This is a genomic window from Lacisediminihabitans sp. H27-G8, from assembly GCF_046156175.1.
Classification (GTDB): Bacteria; Actinomycetota; Actinomycetes; order Actinomycetales; family Microbacteriaceae; genus Lacisediminihabitans.
This window is the reverse complement of the sequence record NZ_JAYLVL010000005.1, coordinates 77,230-100,024: the sequence shown is the minus strand read 5'-3', so window position 1 is coordinate 100,024 and position 22,795 is coordinate 77,230. Positions and strand designations below refer to the sequence as shown.

Sequence of the window (22,795 nt, the reverse complement as noted above, 5' to 3'; positions counted from 1 at the left end):
GCGATCGGCAGTGATTCATGCGGTGCCCGGGGAGGAGTCGCCCGCCTTTGTAACTCAAGAAACGACCGGTTTTACCGCCGCATCTTTAAAGAACGTCTCTTCCGCCGCTCTTCGGGCTGCGAAGTCGTCTTTCACAAACTGGGCGAAGTCCTTCTCGCGGTTGACGATCGCATGTTCCGCCTGGTCCGGCGCCGATTCCGCTCCGGGCCAAGTGGTTTGTCGGGTAGGGCGATCGCTGTCGAGTTTGGTGCCAGCGATTGCCGTCCAGTCTCGGAGTCGTTCACGGGCGGCCGCGAAGTCGGCGTGCCACGCCACGGGTGCGGATCCTTCTTGTTCCGGATCGTAAGCGCCGAGCCAGTGGAGGTGGAGCGCCGAGAGTTCCCAGACCAGTTCTGGGTGCCGGTGCCAGTACGGGGGGATGATCGTGACAGGGAGACCGTAGCTGCGGCGCAGCCAATTCACCCAGCCGTCGAGGGCGAACCACTCCTGGACCGCTTCCTCCGCCGTGAGCACATTCCAGTTGACCGGGTGCGGAGGTTCTGGTCTGCGCAGTTCTTCCTCGGACGGGCCAGCGAATTCGTCATCGCCTGCTTCGGGCTCGTCCAACTTTGGCACATCGATAGGAAGTGTGGGGTGGTCATCCATGGTCATGCCCTCGATGGTTACGTCCGGGAAATGGGGTGCTGGTAGCGGGGGGAAGGGTGTCAAGGTTTGGCCTCGGCCGCACCAGCAAATCGGGCTCGTTCCTTACAGGGATAGCGCGTTTGATTGCGCGGGTGCGCTCCGGTGGGGGTGGTTCGTGCTGATGTCGGCGAGCTGTTCGCGCCGCTCCGAACTGCCACGGGCAGCAGCAGCCCGTGCAGACACAGGGGTTGGAGCGGTCCCAGCAGGGAGTTCTCCGGCAATTTCGCTGGCCGCGATGCTCTCCGGGTCTGCGGCGCTGCCGACGGGTGCTTTGCGGTTCACGGTGTAGCTCTGGCGTGCGGCATCGTGACCCATTTTCTTGGCCACGAACTCATCTCCTGCCTGGACCTCCCCATCAACCTCATGCTCGTATTCGTGGACGTACCCTTCGGCGATGAAATTGTCGCCTTTCTGGAAACGCTCGTAGGAGCGTTCGGCGGCTTTGCGATATTGGACGAGGTTGTGGAAGCTGGACTCGAGTTGGGTGAAGGACCCGTCGTCGTTGCGTTGGAAGTGTTCCTGCCCGACCCTTAAGAACAAGCGGGCCTCTCCTTTGCTGGTCATGGACAGTTCGGGGTCGGTGAGGATGAATCCGGAGAGGGACTGTTGGGTGCGGATAGTCATGGGACTGCTCCTTCAATATGTTTGCGAAATGGCGGTGCCTCATGGCTTGCCACAGTAAGGAGCGATGGCCGCGCCAGAAGCGGGATCCGGTCGCCCCTTCGCGCCCGATGGTTGGCTCGATGGCTCGATGGCTCGATGGCTTGCTGGTGTTCCGTTTGGCTCATAGCCCGAGCGGCCCGTTGTCCAGTCGTTTCGGTGGGGGACCCTGGTGGGCGCGGGCTGGCAAGGTGGGCTTACATCGCCCGGCGGTGACGCGAAGGGCGGACCGGATCGTTGTTGCGGCCTCCCGTGCGGTGAGTCCTGCCTCTTCGGCCGCCGCACCGAGGACCGCATGCAGCTGGTCGGGTTGAGTCCCGGTTTCAGCGGCGCGGCATGCCGCCCAGAACAGGGCTCTGTTCCGCTCACCCTCACCACGGGCCGCAACCCAGGCAGCCAGTCCTTCAACGTTGACCGGTTGGAGACGGCGCGGACGAGGCGGTACGGCGGGGAGCGGCTCGAGGAACGAGCGGAGCGCGTCAGCATTGATGGCTGCCCCTTGCCGGTTCGCTGTCGCGATCACCGTATATCCGTGCGCGTTTGATGCGGTCCCAGCAATTGAGGGTGGGGCGAGGATGTAGCCGCCGTCGCCGCGGAAGTCGATGTGTGCAGACGGCGCTTGCCAGGACTGCTGCGGGTGATCGACGTCGGTCGGGTAGTACGCGTGGATGCCACCCGAAGGGGTGCGAATCAGCGCCTCCCAGCGCCCAGTGATCCTGGAGCGACGTGCTCGTTCGAACGCGGCGAACCCGGAGTGTTCCGGACGCCGGTCGATATCGACTACGTCGATCCCCGAAAACGCCCCGGTGGGGATCCCGATGTTCGCCATCGGCCACTTGTCCCACCAGGCACGCACTGTCCGCGGATCAGTTGTGGCGTCGTGAAAGCCGTGTGTGGTGAGCGGCCGTTTCTCGCCGGGTACGCACGGAAACACTGGTATCGATTCAGCAGCAAAACGGGCAGCCGCTTGCGGCAGCGGAAGGGCGGCGACCTCCGCAAGGATGGGGACGATTCCGATCACAGCGCAGGCATCCCCGAAGAAGCGTTGCCCTGCCGGAGGGAGGTCACACGGTGAAATGGCACCGGTGGGGGCACCGACCTTTGGGCTGTGGGTGCTTCGCGGACCAGTCCCGGCGGGTCGCCGTCTCCGATCTGCGCGGTCGTCAGGTTGCGTAGGATAGCTACCGCTGTTGCGCGGACTCGTTCCCCGGTTGCCTGTACCACCTCGGCCGGGGTTTTGCCTTCCACAGAACTGGCCCAGGAGCTGACGTAGGGGATGGTGTAGCTGCTGGTGTCGAGGTTGTGGGCGGCACCGATCATCAACGCCACCGATTCGGCCTCGACCTCGCCGATGCCCCGGTGGGCTGCGGCGTCGGGGTTGTCGGGGCCGTGCAGCATCACATGGGCCAGTTCGTGGGCGAGGGTTTTCACTTGGGCGGCGTCGTCCATGTTGCTGCGCACCGACACGGTCCGGCTGGTGTAGTCAGTGAGCCCGTTCGCCCCGCGGATGGCACGTTCGTCGGACACCCGTTGGATCCTGAAACCGTGATCGTGAACCTGGGCCGCCAACCCATCCCACAACCCCTCCGGTGCGGCACCGCGCAGCAACCGTGCGGGTGGACGCACCGGGACGGGGTCGCCTGCGGTTTGGGATATATCCCAGACGTAGGCCGGCTTCACCCCGATCATCCGGGAACGAACAACCTCCCCAAGCCGAGGCTGCTCCGCTCGACCGAGACGTCGCCACGATTCTGCAATCTGAGGCGTTATGGTGGCGAACCGGGCCGTCACCGGGGCGTGGATCATGTACCCGGTTTGGCCTTTGGCGACGGCCCGGTTCAGTTGTTGCCACTGCCTGAACCCGGCCACGTAGGAGGGCATCGGTTCGGGTACCCGCCCGGCCTCGTATGCGGCGGAGTGCTGTACCCAGATCAGGAGGGTGTTACCGAAGGATCGGCCCCGGAACCGGGCGGCGAATTCCATCGCCCGACGCCAGTCATCGCTGGATACCAACCCGTCGACCGCGTCGACCAACTGTTCGTGCAGCTGAGCGATCCGCTCGTCGCGCGCGGATCGCTGCTCGTCCGACTCCGGCATCCCGCTTCCTGCTCCCTGTCCGACTGTTCACGCACGCATTCCATGCACTCGTAGAGGTGCGCCGCGCAGCCCGCGCGCCCGGGGGTATGGCGCGGTGAGCGGTGTAGGTCAGGAAGTTCGGAGCTGGTCTTCGAGGTTGGAGCGTTCGTCTTGGAGTTGGCGGGCGTCGCCCCGTGCGGTCCAGGGGCGCAGGTCGGTAATGATGGGGCGGGCAGTTCGCAGCATGGTCACGCTGATCCCGAATGGCAGGGTTCGCAGCACGTTGGGTGGCATGACGGGGACGCGGCGGAGGGAGCGTTGGGAGGAGTGGCCGCCGTATTGGTCGGTGGAGACGGAGTTCGTTTGTTCGTCGCGTTCGCCGATGAGGGTGGAGAGGTCTTGGAGGTCGCGGCTGTTGGACGCTCCGCCGAGAATGATTTTGACGATCGAGGCGTCCCAGATGGCGTTTGCGTTGTTGTCGCCCCATTTCTGACGCGCTTGCGCGAGTGATTGCAGGACGGGCATGGTGGTAATTCCGGTGCCGCCTCCTTCTGCCATTAACGTGGGTAGGGACGGGAGGGGTGCGAGGTTTCCGATCTCATCCAGTGCCATCAGGAGCGGTGGGTCGAGGCGGGCTCCGGGGGAGCGGGCGGCGAGCTTCCGCGCCGTTTCGACCAGGTCTTCAATGAACGCTGCGAGGAGGCCCGCGGATGCCCCAGCTCCGGCGCCGGTGGCGAGCAGGTAGAGGGTGCCGCGGCGGGTGAGGAAGTCGGCCGGGTCGAATTCTTTGCCGTCATAGGGGGTGACGGCGGCCAGGACGCGGGGATCGGCGAGAGCCTGGAAGGCGAGGCCGACGCCTTGCCAGATCGAGTCTCGGGTTCTCGGGTCGGATTGGATCATCGAGTCCAGGGAGTCCGCCCACCCGTATGCCGCGTGACAGTTGGTTTGCAGGATCCGCACCGCATCCCCCGCTGCTGCGGGGCTGAGCGCCCACTGGTAGACGGTGCGGGCGTCCCGTCCGTCGAGGGCGGCCGCGTGCAGCAGCGATTGGATGGCTGCCCGGGTTTTGCCTTCCCAGAATGACCCGTTCTCGACCTGGTTGCCGCCGAGCCCGGTGCCGGCGGCGAGTCCGGTTGCTCGGATTATCGCGGTCAACGGGTCCTGGCAGCCTCGCACCGGCGACCACCGCAATCCGACCGGCAGTCCTGGGGCAAGTTGCTGCGGGTCGAACACCGCAACGGGTCCGAGTCGTTGGCGCGCGGTGAGGGTGGCGGTGAGGTTGTCGGGTCTGGTGCTGGTGCTGATGACCGCTCCGGGGGCGTCGAGGATCGCGTTGATGACGATGTGCAACCCTTTCCCGCTGCGGGGCGGCCCGATCAGCAGGATGGAATCCTCGACGGTCGCCCACACTTGCTGACCGTGCGCGGTGCCCAGGAGGTATCCGACATCGCGCGCGGTCGGATGCGTCACTGAGGGCCGAATTGTTGGCGCTAGTTTCATGAGTTGTCTCGCTGAGGCGAGCCGGTGTATTTCGGAAGCGGTGGCCGTACCTTCTAGCTTCCGTGGATCAGCCTGGCTGCGATGAGCGCGCACCTTCGCAACCACCCACACCGTGGGGACCATGATGATGGCGAGCATCACGGTGACGAGGGTCCAGTACAGCATCCAGTTCAACCCGTGCACACCAAGAGGGATCCCGGGGTCGAGGGGATGGGCAAACACTCCAAGACCGGAACCGGCCCCTCCGGTCGGCACCGGCAACCCGCTCAGCCATGCCGTGGCCGTGCCAGCACCCCGCAGGATGAGAGCAAATGCGACACCTCCGCCGAGGGCACCTAATCCGAGGTTCAAGAGCTGGTCGTTGACGGGTCGTACCTGCTGTGCGCTCACGGGGTGCCGCCACGAACCAGGGTGCCGGAGCTCGTCCCGAACAGGATCAAATCGGAAGTCCCATGCGGTGCAGGAATCGTCTCGAGCACGGCATACACACGTCCGTTCGTTGCTGCTCGGCGTTCACCGACGATGACGGCGATGGCGACCCTCTCACCTGGCAGGAACCCTTCACCAATCATTTCCTGCACATCGGCGGCACGGCCGCCTTCGCGCATCTCGAGGCGAATCGGACCGCCGTCTTGCTCTGCGATGTGGGCGATCAACTCGCCGACCAGGTTCCGCCCGAGCGAACCAGGCAGGAACAACTCACCTTCTAGGGTCGAGTCGATAGTCCCGTCCTCGCCGATGGCGATAACAACGTGTGGGACCGACTGGTGGGCCGAAAACTGTTGCACAGTGCTCCCAGGTTGCGAAAAGGTGGTCGTTTGTTCTTCTGAGGTGCGTGGTGTTCCCCAGAGACTGCTCGAGGTTGTCCCGGTGCCGCCGGCAGGGGCCCCTGGCCGGTCGGAGGGACGGGAGACGTGCGGAGCCTCATATGGCCGGAAGCCCGCGACTAGGCTGAACGGCTCTTGTCCCACGTTGCCCCACCACGAACGTTCCGAACTTTGGCCTCGTTGTAGCTGGGGTGGCATTGCCGTCTCTGACCGGCGTGCGCGGGATGGTCAGTGCCGCCAGCGCACGTCGCCGAGCCTCGGCCTCCAGATTCGGGTAGGGCTGTGCGCCGCGACGTGCGCGAGCGAGGGAGTCCATCCGGACTTCCTCTCGCAATTGGGCACCCTCGACCGTTGCAAGCAATTCGTGTGTGAGTGCTGCGATCCGGGCAGGTCGCCTCGTGTCGGCTCGGATTTGGGCTGCGAGTTCCGCGGCCCAGAAAGCGTCCGAAATGAGGGCGGTCGCTGCCCGCACCTCCGCCTGCTCTTGGAGAAGCGCTCTCATTGCGGATGGTGCATGTCGTCGGGAGAAGAATGCGCTGGCTGCTGCCTTGTTCTCCGCGCGCGCATTGATGGTGGCACGATGCGGACGTCGAGGCGGCAGGCCCAGCTGTCGGCGGCGTCGTTCGCGGCGGCGGCGTTCGTTCTGCTCCTGGTTGAGCTTGTCCCGCAGCTCCGGATCAGCACGGCGAACCCTCTGGCCCGTGCTTCGCACATCGCTTTGTGCTGCCTGGTACTCGCGTTCGCGTTGGCGCTGTGCGGAATCCTGCCGGCGTCGCGTGTTCTGTTCACGGGCCGCTCGTTTTCGCTCTTCAGAGTTGCGCTGGTAGTAGTTACGTTTAAGTTCGCGGATTCGCCCCGGGTTCCGTTCATTCCATTCCTCTCCCTTCGCGCGGGCCCGCTCAGGATTGGCTGCGGCCCAGTCCTTCGCACGCTGCCGGTTCTGCGTTCGGCGCGCGTCCTGCGCTTTGAGGTGTTCCTGCCGGCGTTGCTCGTAGTCGCGCCTGTCTTGGCGGAACTTTTCCGGGTTAGCGGCCTGATACTCGGCGCGCCGTTCCCGCTCGTTCAGCCGGTATTTTTTGATCAGTTCCGGGTTCGCCGCACGCCAACGCTGTTGCCACTCTCGTGCCTTCGCACGCGCCTTCGCGCTTTCTTGGTTGCCCGTCATGACCACCCAACGGCAACTGGCAGAGCAGTGACTCCGCGGGTTAGCCGGGTGAGTTGCTCGACGGTGGTCTTCGGCCAGATGCGCATGCCTCACAGGTGCGCGCAGGCCGCCGGTGAGTCGTCGCCTCGCCAGCGGGCCGGGTGTGGCGACCTATTCAGGCAACGGGGGACTCGCGGAAGACAGGAATCGTGAATTGGTGTCAAAGGCTGCGAGTTCGTTGGGGTGCAGTTGGTGTTGCACGACAAAGGAACGTTCTTTGATCCGCCAAAGTCCCTGCCCGACTCCGAGCCCGGGGAGGAGGTCTCGTTCGGTTCCGGTCAGTCCCAGGGTTTTGGCGGTGGTGCCGAGTTGGTCGGCTTCCTGCCGGTAGATGATCCGGGTTTCCGCATTCGCGAGCAACGAGGAGGCGAGCGCGTGCATGGCGGTTCCCTTGTCTCCGACGTTGTCGAGGTCGGTGAGTTTGTGGAAGATCAGCATGTTCGCAATCCCTAGGTGGCGGGCGAGTCTCCACTGCGCGTCCATCCGTCGAAGTAGTGCAGGGAACTGCATCAGCCGCCATGCTTCGTCGTAGATCACCCAGCGTTGACCTCCGGCGGGGTCGAGTAATGCTGATTCCATCCACGCGGATGAGCAGGTCATCAGCACGGAGATCAGGGCGGAGTTCTCGGCGACCCGGGACAGGTCGAGAGAGATCATGGGTAGCGAGGGATCGAACTGGACGGTGGAGGGACCGTCGAAGAGTCCGGCGAGGTCGCCGGAGACCAGCCGGCGTAGGCCGTGCCCGAGGAGGCGGCCATCCTCTGCTAGCCGGGCATCCTCGCCTCTGTCGGGGTTGAGGATCCGGTCGATGACCGCCGGCAGCACCGGCACGGTCGTGGATGCGACTGCCGCCGTCAGGGCAACGTCGATCGCGGTGTGCTCTAACGGTGACAATGCTCGATCAAGGATCGTTTCTGCCAACGCACCGATCAGGTCTCGCCGCCGGGAGGTGACCTGGGCGCTCCACTGGGCATCGGAAAGGCCCGATGGACGGTATCCCTCGTCCAGCGGGTTGAGGCGGTTCATCATTCCGTGGCCGAGGATGATCGCTTTCCCGCCGACCGCTTCCGCGATGGCGGTGTGCTCACCTTTTGGATCTCCCGGCACATACACGCGGCGGCCGAACGGGATGGAGCGGGTGTAAAGGCTTTTGGCGAGGGAGGATTTGCCGGCACCGACAATCCCGGCAAGGACAATGTTCGGGGCGGTGATGATCCCTTGCCTGTAGAGATCCCATGGGTCGTATACGAACGAGCCGCCGGAGTAGAGGTCTTGGCCGACGAATACTCCGGCTGATCCCATGCCGCCCTCGGCCAGGAACGGGTATGCGCCAGCCAGGCTCGCGGAGGTGTCCTGATGGGTGGGCACCCGGAAGCGCCGGTACGACCGCAGCGCACTCGGTCCTCTCTCCCCACCCCGGGGAAGGTAACTGGTCGCGTTCGTCAGCGCGCGGTCGATCTCATATCGTGCCTTCGCCTCAGCGCGGGTCCGGCTGGTGGACGCGGCGTGGATGGCCGCTGTCTCGCGGAGGCGTTCCTTCTTGTTGCGTCGGGTTTGCTTCGCTGGGGTGACCAGCGAGCTGGTGTGGAGGATCGTCGAGGGTTTGGCCATGCGGTACTCCTTTGGGTTAGATGCCTCTGCCGAGGGGGAGGGCCGCGGCGGTGAATGCTTGGGCCTGTTGTCCGACCAGGCGCCGGGTTTCACAGGAGGCCTGGATTGCGGCCTGTTCGATGGTGGCCACGGCGGCTTCCAGTTCTGTTTCGGTGGGGGCGGACAGGGCGATGAGGCCGGTGTAGCGCAGCAGCCCGTGGCCTGCGGTGAGGTCGGCGTCTTGTTGGAGGACGTCGTCGTACTCGGCGCTTTGGCGGAGGTCTTCGATCTGCCCGACCTTGGCGCGTTGGTGCGCGTCGGAGATGTAGCCGGTTCGTTTTTTGCGAATATCGCGGGCGGCGATGTCGGCGCGGATCGGGTCGCAGATGAGGGAGAACGACCGGGTGATGCCGCCGGTCAGCAACACTGGGGCGAGGAAGCCGGGGAAGACGAGGCTGCGGGGCCATTCGCTGATCCACAGCACCGTGTGGAAGGCGGTGTCGCTCCGTAGCCGGTCCCAGGATTCCTCCACCACGACGGGGCCTGCGTCGGCGAGGACGCGGCCGACTCCATTCGCGCGCTCAAGGGTGACAGCAACACCGGGGTCGTATGCGCTGCGCAGCATCGCCGCGAGCTGTCTCGGTGGGTACCAGGTGGAAGGTTTCAGATCTGCGGTGCGTAGCGCTGATGTGAGTGTCGTCATCTCCTGTCGGAGGACGTGCGCGGCGCCTTTCATCCCACCACCGGCTGCCCTGACAGACCGGCCCGCCGCGTTGAGGTCCAGCGACAGGCTGATCGTGGACACATGCCGTTCCCCCGCAGGGCCTGCTCGTTCGATGAGTTCCCGGTAGGTGGTTGCCACCCACGACCCGTCATCGTTGCCATGGGTAGCCCACCATTGGGCGAGACCGGACCCGGAGTCCGGCAGGGTTCGCTCGAGGACTTGGAGGCGAGCGATTCGGCCGGAGCGGCACGTTGTGGCCAGAACCCGCCCCCACCCGGTGACGCGGCGTTGTTGTTCGATCGGATCTAACAGGATGAATGACGGGTGGGTGACCTCAAGGATGGCGGTGAGGGTTTGCCCGTAGGGGTCCTGGATCATCACAGCCCCGGTCTCCGGGTCCTCCCATTCACGCAGCGCGGCCGCATCCCCGGGGAGGGCGAGGGTCCCGGTCGGCCGTGGTGTGGCGACACGTTTCCGGTAGGAGGTTTGTTTGCGTGCGGATCGCCAGAACCAGTGCCCGGCGACGGGCAGCCATAGGATCGCTGGCCGTCCGCCGACCGGTAACCAGGTGCCGGCGGCACTCGTGACCCAGACTGGCGATGTCCAGGCGAGGCCCGGGGCGCCGGCGAAGTAGAGGGAGAAGATGATCGACGTCACAGCGACGGAGGCGGTGATCAATTGCGGGACGGTCAGGCCGAGAAGAATTCCTCGACCGGCAAGACGGGAGAACTTCACGGGCCGCAATACGAAGTCCGGCGTGGGATCTGTCATCAATGTTCCTTTATCTCACACCTGCGCGGTCGGTGATGCCGGCTTCCCTGCTGCTATAGGAGGCGCCGTGCCGGCGGTGCTGGTTGGGGTGAGCGGTTGTTGGCTGGCCGTGATGTGTTGGTCCGCGGCACCACCGACCGCGGCGCCCGCTTTCGGTCCCGCCGTCGCGGCAGCCTTGAGCGCCTCCGCACCGATCACTGCGGCTGCGGCGGGACCAGCCGCAGCCGCCCCAGCCCCGGCAGCAGCTCCACCCCCGCCCGCACCGGCGCCGGCACCACCCCCGCCCGCGCCAGCAGCCGCCCCAGCTTCGCCACCTCCGGCCGCCGTCGCACCGCCTGCGGTTGGTCCTGGCGGGGGAGCGCCGCCACCTCCTTTCCCGCTGGCACCGTCGAGCACTTTCTTCGCCGCATCGCCGGATGGTTTCCCAGGGACCGGGATCGGGCGGTTCATGGCCTGCTTGGCTTCCTGCTCGGTGGACATCGCGTGGTAGATGTCGAAACCGATGAAGGAGACGAACTTGTAGGCCATGTAGGGGGCGAACGCCGCGACGAACATCAACACGATCCCGGCGATCGGATCTGAGATGGAAGCCAGGTCGAAATTGATCGGAGCGTTGAGCTGGTTTATGGCGACCAGAAACACCACCACGATCACAAGTTTGGAGACGATCAGGGCGATCACGAACGCCGCCCACTTCCCCACCCACCCTTTCGTAGCATCCCACACCGACCCGGACAGAGCGATCGGCGCCAGCACGATGCCGACCAGCAGCAGCGCTTTGCGGACAAGGAGGGAGAACCAGACGATCGCCGCGGCCGCGATGGCAAGGAACGACAGAAAAATGGTGATGATCGCCCCGACCCCGGGGGAGGGGACGCTGATCGACCCGAGCCCGACGGTGAGGGCGCCGATCTTGGCTCCCATCTCATCAAGCGTGGTGCCTGTGGCGCTCACGATGCCGACGCAGAGTTGGTCGACGACTTGTAGCAGGGTGGCGGTGAGGGTGATGACCAGGAAGGAGCCGAGGACCGATTTGGCGAGGCCCAGGGCGGCGCGGTGCAGGGCGCCGGGGTCGCGGCGGATGAGACCGGTGATCAGTTGTAGGCAGAAGAAGATCAGCATGATGAAGATCGCGATTCCGAACAGGACGTTGTAGACCTTCAGGTAGTTGTCGCTGGTGACATCCACCAGGGTGGTGGTGTCGAACACCGACCACACGCTTTGGAACATCCATTGGGCAGAGTTCCCTGCTGCCTTGGCGAGCCAATCGAACGGCGCCTCAACTAGCGACCCGGCTGCCTGTCCCGCGGTTTGGCACACGGTCGCAAGGACCGGGATGTCGCACACCCCACTCATAGGCTTTTCTCCTTTCCGCTGTCGCTAGACGCTTTGGCCGACGTTCCAGAAGAAGTTGATTAACGTCACCGCGGCCCCGCACAGGATCGCGGCCCCGCAGGCGACGAGGACTCCGGTCTTGCCGCGGCCGGCGAGGTGTGGGTTGGAGGAGTGGGATCCGAATCCCCAGACGATCGCTGCGATCAGCAGGGCCAGGACGGAGAGGATCAGTCCGACGGTCATGATCGCCCCGACAATCGTGCGCAACGCTTCGATGCCTGGCAGCCCGGTGGTGTTCGGCGGAATGCTGATGTCCGTTGGCGACAGACGGACCAGGACCGCACGTGGGGTAGAAAAGTGGACGAGGATCGGCATGAGGTTGAGCTCCAGGCTGGGGACCCGCACTGAGAGCGTGGGCGGGGTTTGATGGTGAGGAGCGCCAGCCGTCCCACACCACCTCGAGCCTCGCTTCGGGATTGATTAGAGGGTGCTTCCCAGATGGAGGAGAAAGTTCATCCACGCCACACCGGCACCGGCGAGAGCGGCCGCGCCGACCGCGACCAGGACGCCGGTGCGGGCTTTCGTCACAGAGTGGTAGTTGCCGTGCGCGGCTGCCACAGCCCAGGTCGCTGCGCACACGATGAGCATGAGGCAGGCGATGATCAGGATGATCGTCAAGAGGGCGCCGATGATCGACACCAGAGTGGATGCTCCACCAACGGCACCGATGTTCGGGTACACCCCTCCGGTGCGGGGTCGTGTGCTCATGGGGTGAGGGGCGCAGTTCCGGCGCCGCGGATGTCAATGTGTTGGTGGGTGCAGGTGTCGGGGAACTGCCCGATATGGGTCAAGGTCATCGGGTCGCCGGAGGCGGTGCGGCATTCGGATTGTCCAGCCCATGACCCCTCCGGGAGGATCGTGTCCAGATAGCGCAGAAGGGCAATGTCGGGCGGGTCGGAACCGTCCAGGGCATGACCGCCGACGCTGGTGAAGTCGACTGCCTGGTCGGGGATGTGGCAGTGCGGTGACGACGGGCAGTGCAGGGTGTCGCCCAGGCACGGCCGGCCGAGATCGCTGACCCCGACCGAGCCGAACTTGTTGAGGACAAGGACGATGGTTTGCAGGATCCGGGCGTCGATCTGGCATTTGCTGGTGACGGTTCCGTTGGCGGTCGCTTCGATCTCTTGCGTGTACATGGCAGGCACGAGGGCGGTGAAGATTCCTTGTCGGTGGGCGTCGACGAGAGTCTGCGCGAGTTGTTGCGGGTTACCGGACACGCTCGAACACAATGCGACCGCGGCCGGGGCACCTGCCGGCGGGGCGCTCCCCGTAAGGGTCGCAAGGATGCTGCGGGCGACCGGCTCGAAGTCGGCATACCGGTCCGGGTAGGCGGAAACCTCAACCGCCTGTGCGGCGGATCCGGGAGGGAGGGATTGCCAGCCGGGGATATCCAGCAACCCTCGGGGGGAACCGTGGTTCGGCCCGTCGGGTCCGCCATAAAATGCGGCGGCCTGGTAGGTGGGGTCCATCAGTTGGGCGACCGATCCCCATCCGGCGGTGGGTTGCATCTGGAACAGGCCGAGCGAGTCATGATCGGACCCGTCACCATCGTTCGGGTAGTCCGTGGAGGCGGGGTAGACGGTGGGGTTGGCGAGTATCCGCAGCCGGGATTCGGTCAGCGCCGCCATGAGAGCGACCAGGACCCCGTTCGTTCCAACCCCGGATGTCTGGCCACCCACCGTGATGATGGTGGCCGCCCTGTCGAGTTGGGTGTGGTCCAGGGTAACGGTGGTGCCATTCGTCGCGGTCGCGGTGAGACTGTTCGCAACCGCCCCCGCAATGCTGAGGTGGGATGTGCTGCACAGCTCGGCTTCCACCAGCGCCGGGTTCACGAACAGGCCAACACCGATCATCGCGGCTGCAGGACCAAACAGAAGGGTCAGTGCTGCGACAGCGCCGAGAATGATCTTCACCATGGCCGGGCCTACTTCAGCGGGGCGTTCAGCCCCGACAGCCGCAGGATGTGGCAGCGGTCAAAGGTCGGCTGGCAGGTCACGAACACGGTGAAAGTCACCGGGTCGGAGGTTACCGCTGGTGTCCCGTACCAGGCTCCGGTGCGGTGTCGGACAGCGGCGATGTTTACCGCAACCGTCCCGGGTCGCACCGCGGTCGGGTCGGATGCCACGGCCTGACCCCAGGCGGCGGGGATGTCGGCGTGCTGGATGGTTACCGTTTCGGCGGTCTTGTAGTCCCGCAGTTGTTGCCACTGGGTGTCGGTCGGGAAGTAGGCGGCGAGGTCGTTCACCAGAGCCGAGGTTTCGACTCCGGTCGGGGCGGCGTCCTCGGTGACCACGGATTCGTAGTCCTCCGGCTCCAACGCGGACATCGTGTTCCAGCTGAAAAGCGCCGGGGTCACGGCTTTCGCATATGCCACCGCGTCGCCGGTGCGAGGCAAGGGCTTCAGGGGCGTTCGGGCGATCGGGACCGGACTTGCAGTGGCAACGCCTGTTGTCACGGTCGGCATGGGGATTTGCTTCGCGGGCTGAAGTAGCCCGTATATTCCGACGCCGACCATGCCCGTCAGCAGGGCGCCCGCAAAGATGAGGGCGATGATCAGACGACGACGTGGTTTCACAGGAGCTTCCGTTCATGGAGGGATGTTCTCCTCAGGTGTGTCACATGCCCTCACCTGCGGTGGCCGGTGCCACGGCTGCGAGCTTCGCGGCCGTGCGGGCGGTCTCGTGGAAGGCAACGGATTGGGCAACCCAGTCGTTGAACCGTTCCCACTGATCGACGCTCAAGGCGCCACCGATCTCTTCTGCGTCGTAATGCAGCCACCAGTAATCGGTTTCGGTGATCGTCATCAGGAACGCCCGAACACCGAAATGTGCCACCTCCGTCGGTGGCTGACGAACAGCCCCGTCGGGTGTCGTGCGGGCGATGCTTCGTGTTGCGCGCGCGCGGGTGAGAGCATGCCGGGCCGCCTGCACAAGATCGTCTTCGTCCCCGGCGGGACGGAAGGGCATCCCTGACGTCGGCGCATCCAACTCATTCAGCGGCTGAGTTTGGGGTGAGCTGACTTCCGACGCACCTGAAGTCAGCGCGGCCTTGACGACGAGATAGTGGCGGTTGACCTTGTGGTCGTTGTCCATTGCTTCCAGCTCACGAACCGCGGTTTCACGAATGTGCGGGGCGGCGGCGGGGTCGGTGGCGAGACGTTGGACTTCAAGGACCCGTTCTAGGGTTAGGTCTGATCGTCTACCGGTGATGGCGCGAGCAGCTTGCGCGCGGGCGTCCCCGTACGGTCCCGCAAATTTTGCGGGACCGGCAAATTCAACGTTTTCGGGGTCAAATCGGTATTGGGTTGCGGCTTTCCGCCGGGCGGCGTCTTCCTGGTAGAGGGGCTTCAGCTCTGCGTACAGCCGGGCGGCCTCGAGCGGGGTGAAGGGTTTGCGCAAAGTGTTCTCATGCTGCTCAGCCATGAGTTGTTCGAGATCTGTGGAGATTCCGGATCGCACCCACACGTTGACGGTTTTCCACCCGAGCTCGAGCACTGCCGCGTACCGCCTCACCCCACAGATCAGAGTCCCGTCTGGGCTGATCGTGATCGGCTGCAACAACCCCTGCAGTTCGATCGACTGCACCAGCTCATCAAGGTCGCCCAAATCCGTGCGCAGGCGGTGTCCGACCCGAATCGAGGCGACCGCTCGGGCAAGTTCGATATGCCCTTCTGTCATGCCGCCCACCCCAACCGGGGAGACCCCACCACGGCAAGGACGAGGCTGTCGTCGGCGAGGAGGGTTACCGCGGTTTCGCCAAGCGCCACTCGCGCCAGGATTCCGTGCTGCGAAGGGACCGTCGGGGAGACTTTGCCGCCGAGAAGCAACCGCACCAACCGTGTCCACGAGGTTCGCGAGATGTCAAGCTGTGCGGGAATGGACGCGTCCCGGCGCAACGATTCGAAAGCGGTCTCGCGGTTCCCGGCGTCGATCAGCCGGTCGGTGACATAGTCGACGCCCGCTTGGGCGAGGTCATCGGGCCAGCCCAGGACGGCAAGGAACCGCACCGCCTCCGCGATGAGTGAACGATCGATGTGCCCGTCGCTGGGGGCGGGGTCTGGTTCGGTGTGGAGGATGTCGAAGACGAATTCTTCGTGCTCGCCGGCTCGGATCGGCGGGTCATCCACGAGAGTCGCTGGGTGGCGGGCTCGTTCGGTGGAGATCATGTGCCGCTCAGCCCGGGTCTCCGCCTTGAGGGTTCGGGCCACCGCGGTAGTCACTACCGCCCAGGGGTCGTCCGCGTTTCGCGTTGTCGGCGCGATCATCGCAAGGAACGCGGCCTGAGCGGCATCGGCAGCATCGCGATGCCAGGTGGAGGCTAACCGCCGATACTTGTGCTCCGCGAACAGCATGAGTTCCCGGGCTTCCTGGTCAGCCTTCCACGCACCCGGACCGGCAGCGTCAAGCCGTTTCAGCACAGCGCGAAGCCTTTCTGCGGAATCGAAGCGCGGCGAGGTGAATTGTTCTTGCGGGATGTGCGTGTTCATGGCGGTGGACTCCTTCGACAGGGGTGCTCGGTGATGGGATGAGTAGTGGGACATGGCGTATCACCGGCCGATTGGATCGCGACCCGTGGATGGTGCTGGCCCGTTCTTGCCGAACGCTGACAGCGGCGCCAGACGGCGCGCACGGTCCGACCGCTCTGCCGCCCCCCGTACCCAGGCGTGTACGTCGCGGTGCGCATCCGCGCCTCGCTGCATGATGCCCGCGCCGATCCGAGGCGCCAACTCGGTCGGGCGAACCCACTCGATGCCGCGCGGGTCGGTGCCGAGGTGGCTGGTGGGTGCCCGCCCGGCACCCGTGCGGGTGAGTTCAGTCAACGCCCACGCGGGGCGATCGGGCGCGCTCGGGGCCGGTTCCCGAGCGGACCGGAGTCCGCCGTCCACGTCTTCCGTGTTTCGCTCAACGTCCATGGTTCCTCCGTCAGGACGGGTCCAAATGACCTGTCCACCTTCAAGGGGTGGGTGGGGGATGGGGGAGTGGGTCAATCTCGTCGCGCGGGATGACATTTCACTCTCCAGTACCGGCGAGGACACACGCGTGGGAACACGTTCGCGCTCTCCAGTACACGCGTCAGTGCGTCCGGGTTGCCGAGCCACTGACCAGGCTCCCGCGCAGTACACGCACCCATTACACGCACCCATACACGTGCGGTGAGGAGGATCGCAGGTGACCGTATTCCCCCACTCAAAGGAGCACACCATGTCGACTACTTTTCTGCGAGCACCGTCCCTGATCACCCAGTTGAATCGCGAATGGGCAACCCTGGCCGGCCGCGCCATCGACTGCGGCGCACCAGGTCGACACAGCGGAGCCGAGCTGCTTGCAATGATTCGTCAGACCAGCGGATGCGACCAGGACGCACTCCTGCACCTTCTGCTGAGGCTCGGCCGTGACGGGAACGCTGCAGCCGACCGGGTACTGCTTCAAGCACTGATTCCTGCCGCGCAGAGAATCGCCCAACGCGTACGCGGGTTGGACGATCTGGAGCGGGCCGACCGTGCAGGCTACGCAATCGGTGCTGCGTGGGAGAGTATCCGGACGTACCGGATGCATCTGGAAGTGCGCGTGATGGCGAACCTGACGATGAACATGCTTCGATTCCTCGCCCCCGAGCCGTCCGCGAACGAACGTCTTATCGCGGCGCGGACCATCACCGTCACCGACCAATTTCTTGAAACAGTTTCCGCAGCGTGGGCCCCCGAGCCCACACCGGAGGCGGAGCTCGCTAACCTTCTTGCTTGGGCGGTCGGCAGGCGCATTCTTGAGCGTGCCGAGGTTGCGTTGTTGATCAAGGCGTCGCTGGGGGAGCAGACCCATGCGGCGATCGCGGCGGAGATGGGGCTAAGCCTCGAGGGGCTGCGAAGCCGCCTCACCCGGATTCGCAGGCGCCTGTCAACCGCCGCCCAGACCGAATACCTCGCGGCTTAGGAAAGTCAGGCGCACGCCTATTTGGGGCTTCCCACGCTCCGTGCCCGCGCGCGACAATGGGGGCGTGCCACGATCGTCGCCCGATGAGAACATCGCCCTACTCGCGCTTTCCCGCGCGCTCGGCGGCTCGGACGCGCGCGTCCGCATCTTGCGGACCGCGTTCCGTGAAAGGATATTGCACCGCCGCCGGGTTGATGGGTGAACTCGGTATCAGTCGCAGCGCGGTGACCGGCCAGATCCGTCCACTTGTTGCGGCAGGTCTGTTGGTTGCGGAGACCGATCTTCACAACACCAACCTCGTCGGCCGCTGTAACCGCCGCCGTTGGCGGATCGATGCGGTGGCGTTCGACGATGCCGTGAACGATTTTCGTCGAACCATCACGGGCCACAAGTAAAGCAAATTCGGGCTGAAATTTCCTTGCCGCCGTTTTCGCAAGGACCCTAGACTGACCGTATCACCCTGCCTCGGGTGCCGGTCGACGGGGAAAAAACTCAGAACCTGTTTGAACCACTTCCTCCCTTTCGTCGTACCCCTTTAAGGCAGCGACTGTCTGTGAGAAGGGTTGGGCCTGTGGCGACCACTACGGCGACGCCGTCTGCTGTGAGACCGGCACGCTCGGCGACCGAAGTTGGAGCTGTCAGACCTGTCCGGACGAGGCGGTCGTGGATTTGGGTGGCCGGGGCGACCGCGCTTATCCTCGTCGGTGGTCTCCTCAGCGTGTTCCTCTACACCTCCCTCGGGCACCCGGACGAAGTCTTCGCCGTTTCCCACACCATCCCGCGGGGCACGACCATCACCGCGGATGACCTCACCTCCCTGGCATTGGCCTCCGGCCAACGCTCGCCCGCTATCTCAACCAGCACGCCTTCGGAGGTGATCGGAAAAGTGACAACCGTCGACCTACCCAAAGGCAGCCTCGTCACCCCAGCGGCTATCGCCGCGACAGAGCAGATCCCGATGGGCCGCGCCCTCGTCGGCCTCTCGCTCAAACCCTCACAACTGCCCGCCGAACGCCTCGTCGCCGGCAACCGCGTCGAAATTGTTCCGATCGCCTCGAACACCATCGGGGATGCGAGCGTCACCACCTCCACGATTCCGGGGGTGGTTTTCGAAACCAGTATTAACCAGCAATCGGGCACCACCATTGTCGATGTGTACGTCAGCGAGACGGTCGCCGCGGATCTCACCGGCCGGGCAGCGGCCGGGACGGTAGCGATCTACCTGACCGGGGCGAACGGCTGACCGTGACCGTCATCGCGTTCACCTCGTTCGCCGGGTCGCCCGGTGTCAGTACCGCCGCCCTCGCGTTCGCGGTGCACTGGCCTCGCCCGGTCGTCCTGTTTGAGGCGGAGACGGCGAACGTCACCTCCGCGATGGCCGGGTTCTTCCGGTCCAACCTTCCGCCGACGGTGGCAGGCCTGGACAAGGTCGCAATGGCCTACGCCCGCGATACTCTCACCTGGGAAGACCTCCTCAACCCGGAGACCAGACTGTCCATCGCGGTTCACGACCTGCCCGCAATCGACGCAATGCCAACCCCAGCGCTGCCACCCGACCACCGCCTCTGGGTTGTGCCTGGGTTTTTTCACCTCACCATCATCGATGGGGTCAGGGGGCTGTGGGCCCGTCTGCCTGGTTTGTTCCGGTCTCTCAGCGACGCCGGCATCGACGTGATCGTCGACCTCGGCCGGACAACAGCGAACGATATCCGGCTGCCGATCCTGGACGAGGCTGACCGGGTGCTGGTATGCGCGGCAGCGACGATGGTGGACCTCAACCGGGTGTATCGGCGCATTGAACTACCCGACCTCGCCGACAGGCTCGACGGAATCGGGAGAGCGGAAAAATACCGGCTCCTCCTCACCGACCCACCTGCCGAGTCGATTCCGTCCAGCGACTTCGCCACCCATGTCATGCCGGTCCTTGCGAGCCTGCCGTTTGATCCCGGCGGGGCCGCCACATTCTCCCTCGGCAAACCCGACCCCCGTCCCGGCCGGAACCTCTACCGACAGGCCATCCGTCGCGCTGTCACCATCCTCGACGACCAAACCCGACCCGCCCGCGAGACGATCGTCGGGAAGGCAAGCTGATGGCCGACCCCATGCCCGGCTCTGGAAAGCGGGCCAGGCCATTCCTCGACGACATGCTTGCCTCGCCGCAACGGGTCCGTGGTTTACCGTCGGCCGGGCCAGAGCCCAACTCGGACAACCCCACGACAGGATCGTTGCACCTGTTCGCAGCAGCCACCGGAACAAAGCTCGCCGCCGCGACGGACTCCCGCGAACTCGACGAAGTCCCTGCACCTGCATTGGAGCGTCTTGAGGTGGGTGCTCGCGGGTCGGTTGACGAGGTCGATTGGCGAGTGGTGGACAGCATCGTTAAGGAGTTGAGCCTCGACCCTGCCGCGCAGCGCAGTCGCGCCGACTTCGATGTGGCCACCGCGTCGGCGGGACCCGAGACCCCGTTCGAGACGGACACGCTGAAGGAGATCCGCCGGCTGGTTCAACACCACACCGACTATCGGACTCTCAACGATGGGCCTGATAACGCGTGGGGTCCGGAGTTGACGGCTCGGCATGTGCAGGCGGTGTTCGATTCGGCGTTCCGCTATGGCCGGTTCCAGGCCTACCTGCGGGAGGAGAACATCGAAGATGTCAGCATTGTCGGGCACGACAACGTCATGATCACCACCTCGAGCGGGCTGCGTGAGACGCGTCCGCCGATCGCGGACAGTAACGCTGAGCTCGAGCGGATGGTCGCCGACCTTGCCAGTTGGCGGGGGAGGGCATTCGGTCGCCCGAACGGTCACATCGACCTCGACATTGGCGGCGCCCGTTTCTCAGCCACCGGCGCTTCGATCACTTCGGTGCCGAATGTGACCTTGCGGAAACACAACCATGTCGATGTCACTCTGGACGACATGGTGAGCCTGGGTACGATCACCAACAAGATGGCGAAGTTCCTCACGGCCGCCAGCGAAGCGAACCTGTCCGCGCTTGTTGCCGGGTACCCGCAGGTGGGGAAGACGACGTTCTTACGTGCGTGGATGGCGGCGGTGCCGTGGGAGGAGAAGATCGTCACGATCGAAACCGAGCGGGAACTGTATCTGAACAAACTGCCGCACCGGCATGCCCAGGTGTCGGACTTCCAATACGTTCCCTCCACCCTTACCGGCACAGACCTCACCTCCACGTACAGTCTCGAGGACGCGTTCCGGGAGTCGCTTCGCTCATCCGCGCAACGCATCCTGTTCGGCGAGATTCGTGGAGCGGAAGGCCCGGTCGCGTTGAAGGCCATGCAGGCAGGGAAGGGATCGATCTCCACCATCCACGCCCGAAACCCCACCGACGCGTTGCACCGCTTCGCCGACATCCTGATGAGCGAACAAGGGTTGGCTGATGACATGGTCCCGTTGCGGCAGATCCTGCGCAGCATCGACCTTGTCGTCTATCTGGACATCGTCCTGAACGAGGACGGGACCCGTCGCCGTGTCGTCACCGAGATTGCTGAGGTGATCGCCAGGCCTACTGAGCAACTTCCCATGGCTTCCCCGCTGTTCAGATGGGACCACCACCGCGGGGTTCAGACCCAGCCGGAAAAACCGAGCGTCCAGTTGATGGAGCGTTTCTCCCGATACGGGCTGGACGCTGAGATGTTCGCGGAGGTGACCTGATGCTCATCTACGCCGCCCTTGCTGGTGGCCTGCTCGTGGGCGGGATCGTGATGATGGTCGTGGCCTTCCGCCCAGCCCCGAACCGACCGGACCGCCACAGCTCCCAATTCACCCTCACGCAGCGGTGGGCGGCGGTGACTCGCCAAACAAAGACCACGGTCTTGGTTGGGGTGCTTCTGGGCGTGCTTGCTGCCGCAGTGTCGGGGATCATCATCTTGGTTGTCGTTGTCCCGGCTGCGGTGATCGGGCTACCGGTACTGCTGGGCAAACCGGACACCCGGGAGCGCGACCTGCTCTCCGCGCTGGAGACCTGGTCGCGGAGCCTGTCCTCTGCGGCGGAGACCGGGGCCTTCACCCTCCGCGAAGTGATCAGCATCACCCGCGGGTCAGCACCGCCAATCCTGCGGGTCGCGGCTGACCGGCTCAACCAACGGATGAGCGGATCCTGGCACACCAGTGAGGCGCTGCGCCAGTTCGCGGCGGAGATGAACAGCGCCCACGTCGACGAGGTCATCATCTACCTCATCCAGGCCGCCGAATACAACGCCGGCGGACTCACCAAAGCCCTCGATGCGGTCGCGGAGATGCTCGCCGAGGAGAACAAACTGCAACTGGACACCGCGATCGAACGGGAGAAACCCCGCCGCAGCCTGATCACCATGACCGGCATCATCACCGTCGTGCTGGTCGGGATCATCCTCTTCTCCCACACCAACCAGATCGCCCTCTACCGCACCCCACTCGGCGAGGTCATCCTTGCCATCATTCTCGGCGTTTTCGTGGTTCTGTTGGTCTGGGCGCGGGCCCAGTCCAGGGTCAAACCGGAGGCTCGCATCATCCTCCCAGCACTGCCCAGCGCGAGACGCCGATCATGAGCTCGCTGCTGCTCGCATTCCTGCCCGGCGCCGCCATCAGCGCCGGCCTTGCGCTGCTGATCCTGCGCGCAGCCCCGCGGACGATCCGCACCAGCGACGCCCTCGCCCGCCTCGGCGACGTCGCTCCCACCCAAGCCGTCGCCGCGCCCCCATCCACCACCTCGGAGCGGGTCGGGAACTGGATTCATCAGCATGCCCCCACGATCCCCGGGTTCACGCCGCCACTGAAACAACTCGACCTGCTCGATATCCCCGTCAGCCGTTTCTATGCTCAGAAACTGCAACTTGCTGCCATCGGTTTCGCCGCTCCCATCATCCTGCCCACCTTCTTCCAACTCGTCCTCGGCTATTTCTTCGCCCTGCCACTTCTGTTGTGCCCGGTGCTCGCGGCCATCATGTGGACCGTCCCCGACGGAACCGTCCGGACGAAAGCAAGGGATGCGCAGCGAGAGTTCACCCGGTTCGTCACCGTTTACCTCGAACTCGTCTCCGTTGCCCTGCTCGGGGACACCACCACCGACAGTGCCCTCACCAGCGCCGCCACCGTCTCCGACAGTTGGGTGTTCCGGCGGATCCGCCGTGAATACCAGATCGCCGACCTCACCCGGGTATCCAAATGGGACGCCCTCGAACGCCTCGGCACTGCCGTGGAGGTACCCGCACTGGTGGATATGTCCCGGCTGCTCAGACTTTCGGAAGCCCGCGTGGGGTTGCGTGACCAACTCCGGGCGGCATGCCGGAAATTGCGCGCCCAGGTCGCAGCCAACGACAAAGACGCCGCCCAACGGCTCACCTCCCGAATGGACCTCCCCGTCCTATGCTGCCTCCTCCCGATTCTGGCCATCACCATCACCCCCACCCTCCTGCAACTCACCACGCTCTAAC

General features: G+C 64.9%; 23 protein-coding genes. 7 read left to right on the top strand and 16 right to left on the bottom strand.

Annotated elements, in window-relative coordinates:
* Positions 1–54: 54 nt before the first annotated feature.
* The 16 genes from VLI63_RS15470 to VLI63_RS15395 all read right to left on the bottom strand — a co-directional run bounded on the left by VLI63_RS15470 (position 55) and on the right by VLI63_RS15395 (position 15,917).
* Complete coding sequence (locus VLI63_RS15470) at positions 55–645, bottom strand: hypothetical protein (RefSeq protein ID WP_409157863.1); 591 nt, start codon at positions 643–645, stop codon at positions 55–57.
* A gap of 102 nt (positions 646–747) precedes the next feature.
* Positions 748–1,308, bottom strand: coding sequence for a single-stranded DNA-binding protein (locus tag VLI63_RS15465; RefSeq protein WP_409157759.1), 561 nt, complete (start codon positions 1,306–1,308; stop codon positions 748–750).
* Positions 1,309–1,468: 160 nt separating this feature from the next.
* Positions 1,469–2,365 (bottom strand): bifunctional DNA primase/polymerase, encoded by an 897-nt coding sequence (locus VLI63_RS15460; protein ID WP_409157758.1) that lies wholly within the window; start codon positions 2,363–2,365, stop codon positions 1,469–1,471.
* Positions 2,362–3,441: an ArdC-like ssDNA-binding domain-containing protein gene (locus VLI63_RS15455; RefSeq protein WP_409157757.1), complete on the bottom strand. Its 1,080-nt coding sequence runs from the start codon at positions 3,439–3,441 to the stop codon at positions 2,362–2,364. The genes VLI63_RS15460 and VLI63_RS15455 overlap by 4 nt, the downstream gene beginning before the upstream one ends.
* A gap of 108 nt (positions 3,442–3,549) precedes the next feature.
* The gene (locus tag VLI63_RS15450; RefSeq protein WP_409157756.1) at positions 3,550–5,310 is read right to left on the bottom strand and encodes a type IV secretory system conjugative DNA transfer family protein; all 1,761 of its coding nucleotides are present in this window, start codon (positions 5,308–5,310) and stop codon (positions 3,550–3,552) included.
* Positions 5,307–5,708, bottom strand: coding sequence for a hypothetical protein (locus VLI63_RS15445; RefSeq protein WP_409157755.1), 402 nt, complete (start codon positions 5,706–5,708; stop codon positions 5,307–5,309). The genes VLI63_RS15450 and VLI63_RS15445 overlap by 4 nt, the downstream gene beginning before the upstream one ends.
* Before the next feature lie 136 nt (positions 5,709–5,844).
* Complete coding sequence (locus tag VLI63_RS15440) at positions 5,845–6,912, bottom strand: hypothetical protein (protein WP_409157754.1); 1,068 nt, start codon at positions 6,910–6,912, stop codon at positions 5,845–5,847.
* Positions 6,913–7,062: 150 nt separating this feature from the next.
* The gene (locus tag VLI63_RS15435; RefSeq protein ID WP_409157753.1) at positions 7,063–8,562 is read right to left on the bottom strand and encodes an ATP-binding protein; all 1,500 of its coding nucleotides are present in this window, start codon (positions 8,560–8,562) and stop codon (positions 7,063–7,065) included.
* A gap of 16 nt (positions 8,563–8,578) precedes the next feature.
* Entirely contained in the window at positions 8,579–10,036 is a 1,458-nt protein-coding gene (locus VLI63_RS15430) for an SCO6880 family protein (RefSeq protein WP_409157752.1), read from the bottom strand.
* 15 nt (positions 10,037–10,051) lie between these two features.
* Positions 10,052–11,392 carry a conjugal transfer protein TrbL gene (locus tag VLI63_RS15425; RefSeq protein WP_409157751.1) on the bottom strand — a complete coding sequence of 447 codons (1,341 nt, stop codon included), beginning with the start codon at positions 11,390–11,392 and terminating at the stop codon, positions 10,052–10,054.
* A gap of 24 nt (positions 11,393–11,416) precedes the next feature.
* Positions 11,417–11,746, bottom strand: coding sequence for a DUF6112 family protein (locus tag VLI63_RS15420; protein WP_409157750.1), 330 nt, complete (start codon positions 11,744–11,746; stop codon positions 11,417–11,419).
* 105 nt (positions 11,747–11,851) lie between these two features.
* Positions 11,852–12,139: a DUF6112 family protein gene (locus VLI63_RS15415; RefSeq protein ID WP_409157749.1), complete on the bottom strand. Its 288-nt coding sequence runs from the start codon at positions 12,137–12,139 to the stop codon at positions 11,852–11,854.
* Entirely contained in the window at positions 12,136–13,347 is a 1,212-nt protein-coding gene (locus tag VLI63_RS15410; RefSeq protein ID WP_409157748.1) for a hypothetical protein, read from the bottom strand. The genes VLI63_RS15415 and VLI63_RS15410 overlap by 4 nt, the downstream gene beginning before the upstream one ends.
* An 8-nt stretch (positions 13,348–13,355) precedes the next feature.
* Positions 13,356–14,006, bottom strand: a complete 651-nt coding sequence (locus tag VLI63_RS15405; protein WP_409157747.1) for a hypothetical protein — start codon at positions 14,004–14,006, stop codon at positions 13,356–13,358.
* Between the two features lie 40 nt (positions 14,007–14,046).
* Positions 14,047–15,108, bottom strand: a complete 1,062-nt coding sequence (locus VLI63_RS15400; protein ID WP_409157746.1) for a ParB N-terminal domain-containing protein — start codon at positions 15,106–15,108, stop codon at positions 14,047–14,049.
* Complete coding sequence (locus VLI63_RS15395; protein ID WP_409157745.1) at positions 15,105–15,917, bottom strand: hypothetical protein; 813 nt, start codon at positions 15,915–15,917, stop codon at positions 15,105–15,107. The genes VLI63_RS15400 and VLI63_RS15395 overlap by 4 nt, the downstream gene beginning before the upstream one ends.
* 715 nt (positions 15,918–16,632) lie before the next feature.
* Here VLI63_RS15395 and VLI63_RS15390 point away from each other — a divergent pair.
* The 7 genes from VLI63_RS15390 (at position 16,633) to VLI63_RS15360 (ending at position 22,794) form a co-directional block, all read left to right on the top strand.
* On the top strand, positions 16,633–17,361 hold the full coding sequence (locus VLI63_RS15390) for a hypothetical protein (RefSeq protein ID WP_409157744.1): 729 nt from the start codon (positions 16,633–16,635) through the stop codon (positions 17,359–17,361).
* 83 nt (positions 17,362–17,444) lie between these two features.
* On the top strand, positions 17,445–17,756 hold the full coding sequence (locus VLI63_RS15385) for a hypothetical protein (protein ID WP_409157743.1): 312 nt from the start codon (positions 17,445–17,447) through the stop codon (positions 17,754–17,756).
* Positions 17,757–18,034: 278 nt separating this feature from the next.
* A complete protein-coding gene (locus VLI63_RS15380) occupies positions 18,035–18,604 on the top strand; it encodes an SAF domain-containing protein (protein ID WP_409157742.1) in 570 nt (189 codons plus the stop codon).
* A 2-nt stretch (positions 18,605–18,606) separates the two neighbouring features.
* Complete coding sequence (locus VLI63_RS15375) at positions 18,607–19,452, top strand: hypothetical protein (RefSeq protein WP_409157741.1); 846 nt, start codon at positions 18,607–18,609, stop codon at positions 19,450–19,452.
* Entirely contained in the window at positions 19,452–21,035 is a 1,584-nt protein-coding gene (locus VLI63_RS15370; RefSeq protein ID WP_409157740.1) for an ATPase, T2SS/T4P/T4SS family, read from the top strand. Before VLI63_RS15375 ends, VLI63_RS15370 begins: the two co-directional genes overlap by 1 nt.
* On the top strand, positions 21,035–21,910 hold the full coding sequence (locus VLI63_RS15365) for a type II secretion system F family protein (protein WP_409157739.1): 876 nt from the start codon (positions 21,035–21,037) through the stop codon (positions 21,908–21,910). Before VLI63_RS15370 ends, VLI63_RS15365 begins: the two co-directional genes overlap by 1 nt.
* Positions 21,907–22,794 (top strand): hypothetical protein, encoded by an 888-nt coding sequence (locus tag VLI63_RS15360; RefSeq protein WP_409157738.1) that lies wholly within the window; start codon positions 21,907–21,909, stop codon positions 22,792–22,794. Before VLI63_RS15365 ends, VLI63_RS15360 begins: the two co-directional genes overlap by 4 nt.
* Position 22,795: the final 1 nt, after the last annotated feature.

Bases quoted from the DNA above. Each gene is read 5' to 3' on its own strand.
- VLI63_RS15390 (WP_409157744.1), top strand. From the start codon at position 16,633: ATGTCGACTACTTTTCTGCGAGCACCGTCCCTGATCACCCAGTTGAAT.
- VLI63_RS15360 (WP_409157738.1), top strand. From the start codon at position 21,907: ATGAGCTCGCTGCTGCTCGCATTCCTGCCCGGCGCCGCCATCAGCGCC.
- VLI63_RS15470 (WP_409157863.1), bottom strand. From the start codon at position 645: ATGGATGACCACCCCACACTTCCTATCGATGTGCCAAAGTTGGACGAG.
- VLI63_RS15440 (WP_409157754.1), bottom strand. From the start codon at position 6,912: ATGACGGGCAACCAAGAAAGCGCGAAGGCGCGTGCGAAGGCACGAGAG.
- VLI63_RS15435 (WP_409157753.1), bottom strand. From the start codon at position 8,562: ATGGCCAAACCCTCGACGATCCTCCACACCAGCTCGCTGGTCACCCCA.
- VLI63_RS15420 (WP_409157750.1), bottom strand. From the start codon at position 11,746: ATGCCGATCCTCGTCCACTTTTCTACCCCACGTGCGGTCCTGGTCCGT.
- VLI63_RS15395 (WP_409157745.1), bottom strand. From the start codon at position 15,917: ATGAACACGCACATCCCGCAAGAACAATTCACCTCGCCGCGCTTCGAT.
- VLI63_RS15365 (WP_409157739.1), top strand. From the start codon at position 21,035: ATGCTCATCTACGCCGCCCTTGCTGGTGGCCTGCTCGTGGGCGGGATC.
- VLI63_RS15425 (WP_409157751.1), bottom strand. From the start codon at position 11,392: ATGAGTGGGGTGTGCGACATCCCGGTCCTTGCGACCGTGTGCCAAACC.
- VLI63_RS15465 (WP_409157759.1), bottom strand. From the start codon at position 1,308: ATGACTATCCGCACCCAACAGTCCCTCTCCGGATTCATCCTCACCGAC.
- VLI63_RS15430 (WP_409157752.1), bottom strand. From the start codon at position 10,036: ATGACAGATCCCACGCCGGACTTCGTATTGCGGCCCGTGAAGTTCTCC.
- VLI63_RS15370 (WP_409157740.1), top strand. From the start codon at position 19,452: ATGGCCGACCCCATGCCCGGCTCTGGAAAGCGGGCCAGGCCATTCCTC.
- VLI63_RS15410 (WP_409157748.1), bottom strand. From the start codon at position 13,347: ATGGTGAAGATCATTCTCGGCGCTGTCGCAGCACTGACCCTTCTGTTT.
- VLI63_RS15415 (WP_409157749.1), bottom strand. From the start codon at position 12,139: ATGAGCACACGACCCCGCACCGGAGGGGTGTACCCGAACATCGGTGCC.
- VLI63_RS15385 (WP_409157743.1), top strand. From the start codon at position 17,445: ATGAGAACATCGCCCTACTCGCGCTTTCCCGCGCGCTCGGCGGCTCGG.
- VLI63_RS15400 (WP_409157746.1), bottom strand. From the start codon at position 15,108: ATGACAGAAGGGCATATCGAACTTGCCCGAGCGGTCGCCTCGATTCGG.
- VLI63_RS15455 (WP_409157757.1), bottom strand. From the start codon at position 3,441: ATGCCGGAGTCGGACGAGCAGCGATCCGCGCGCGACGAGCGGATCGCT.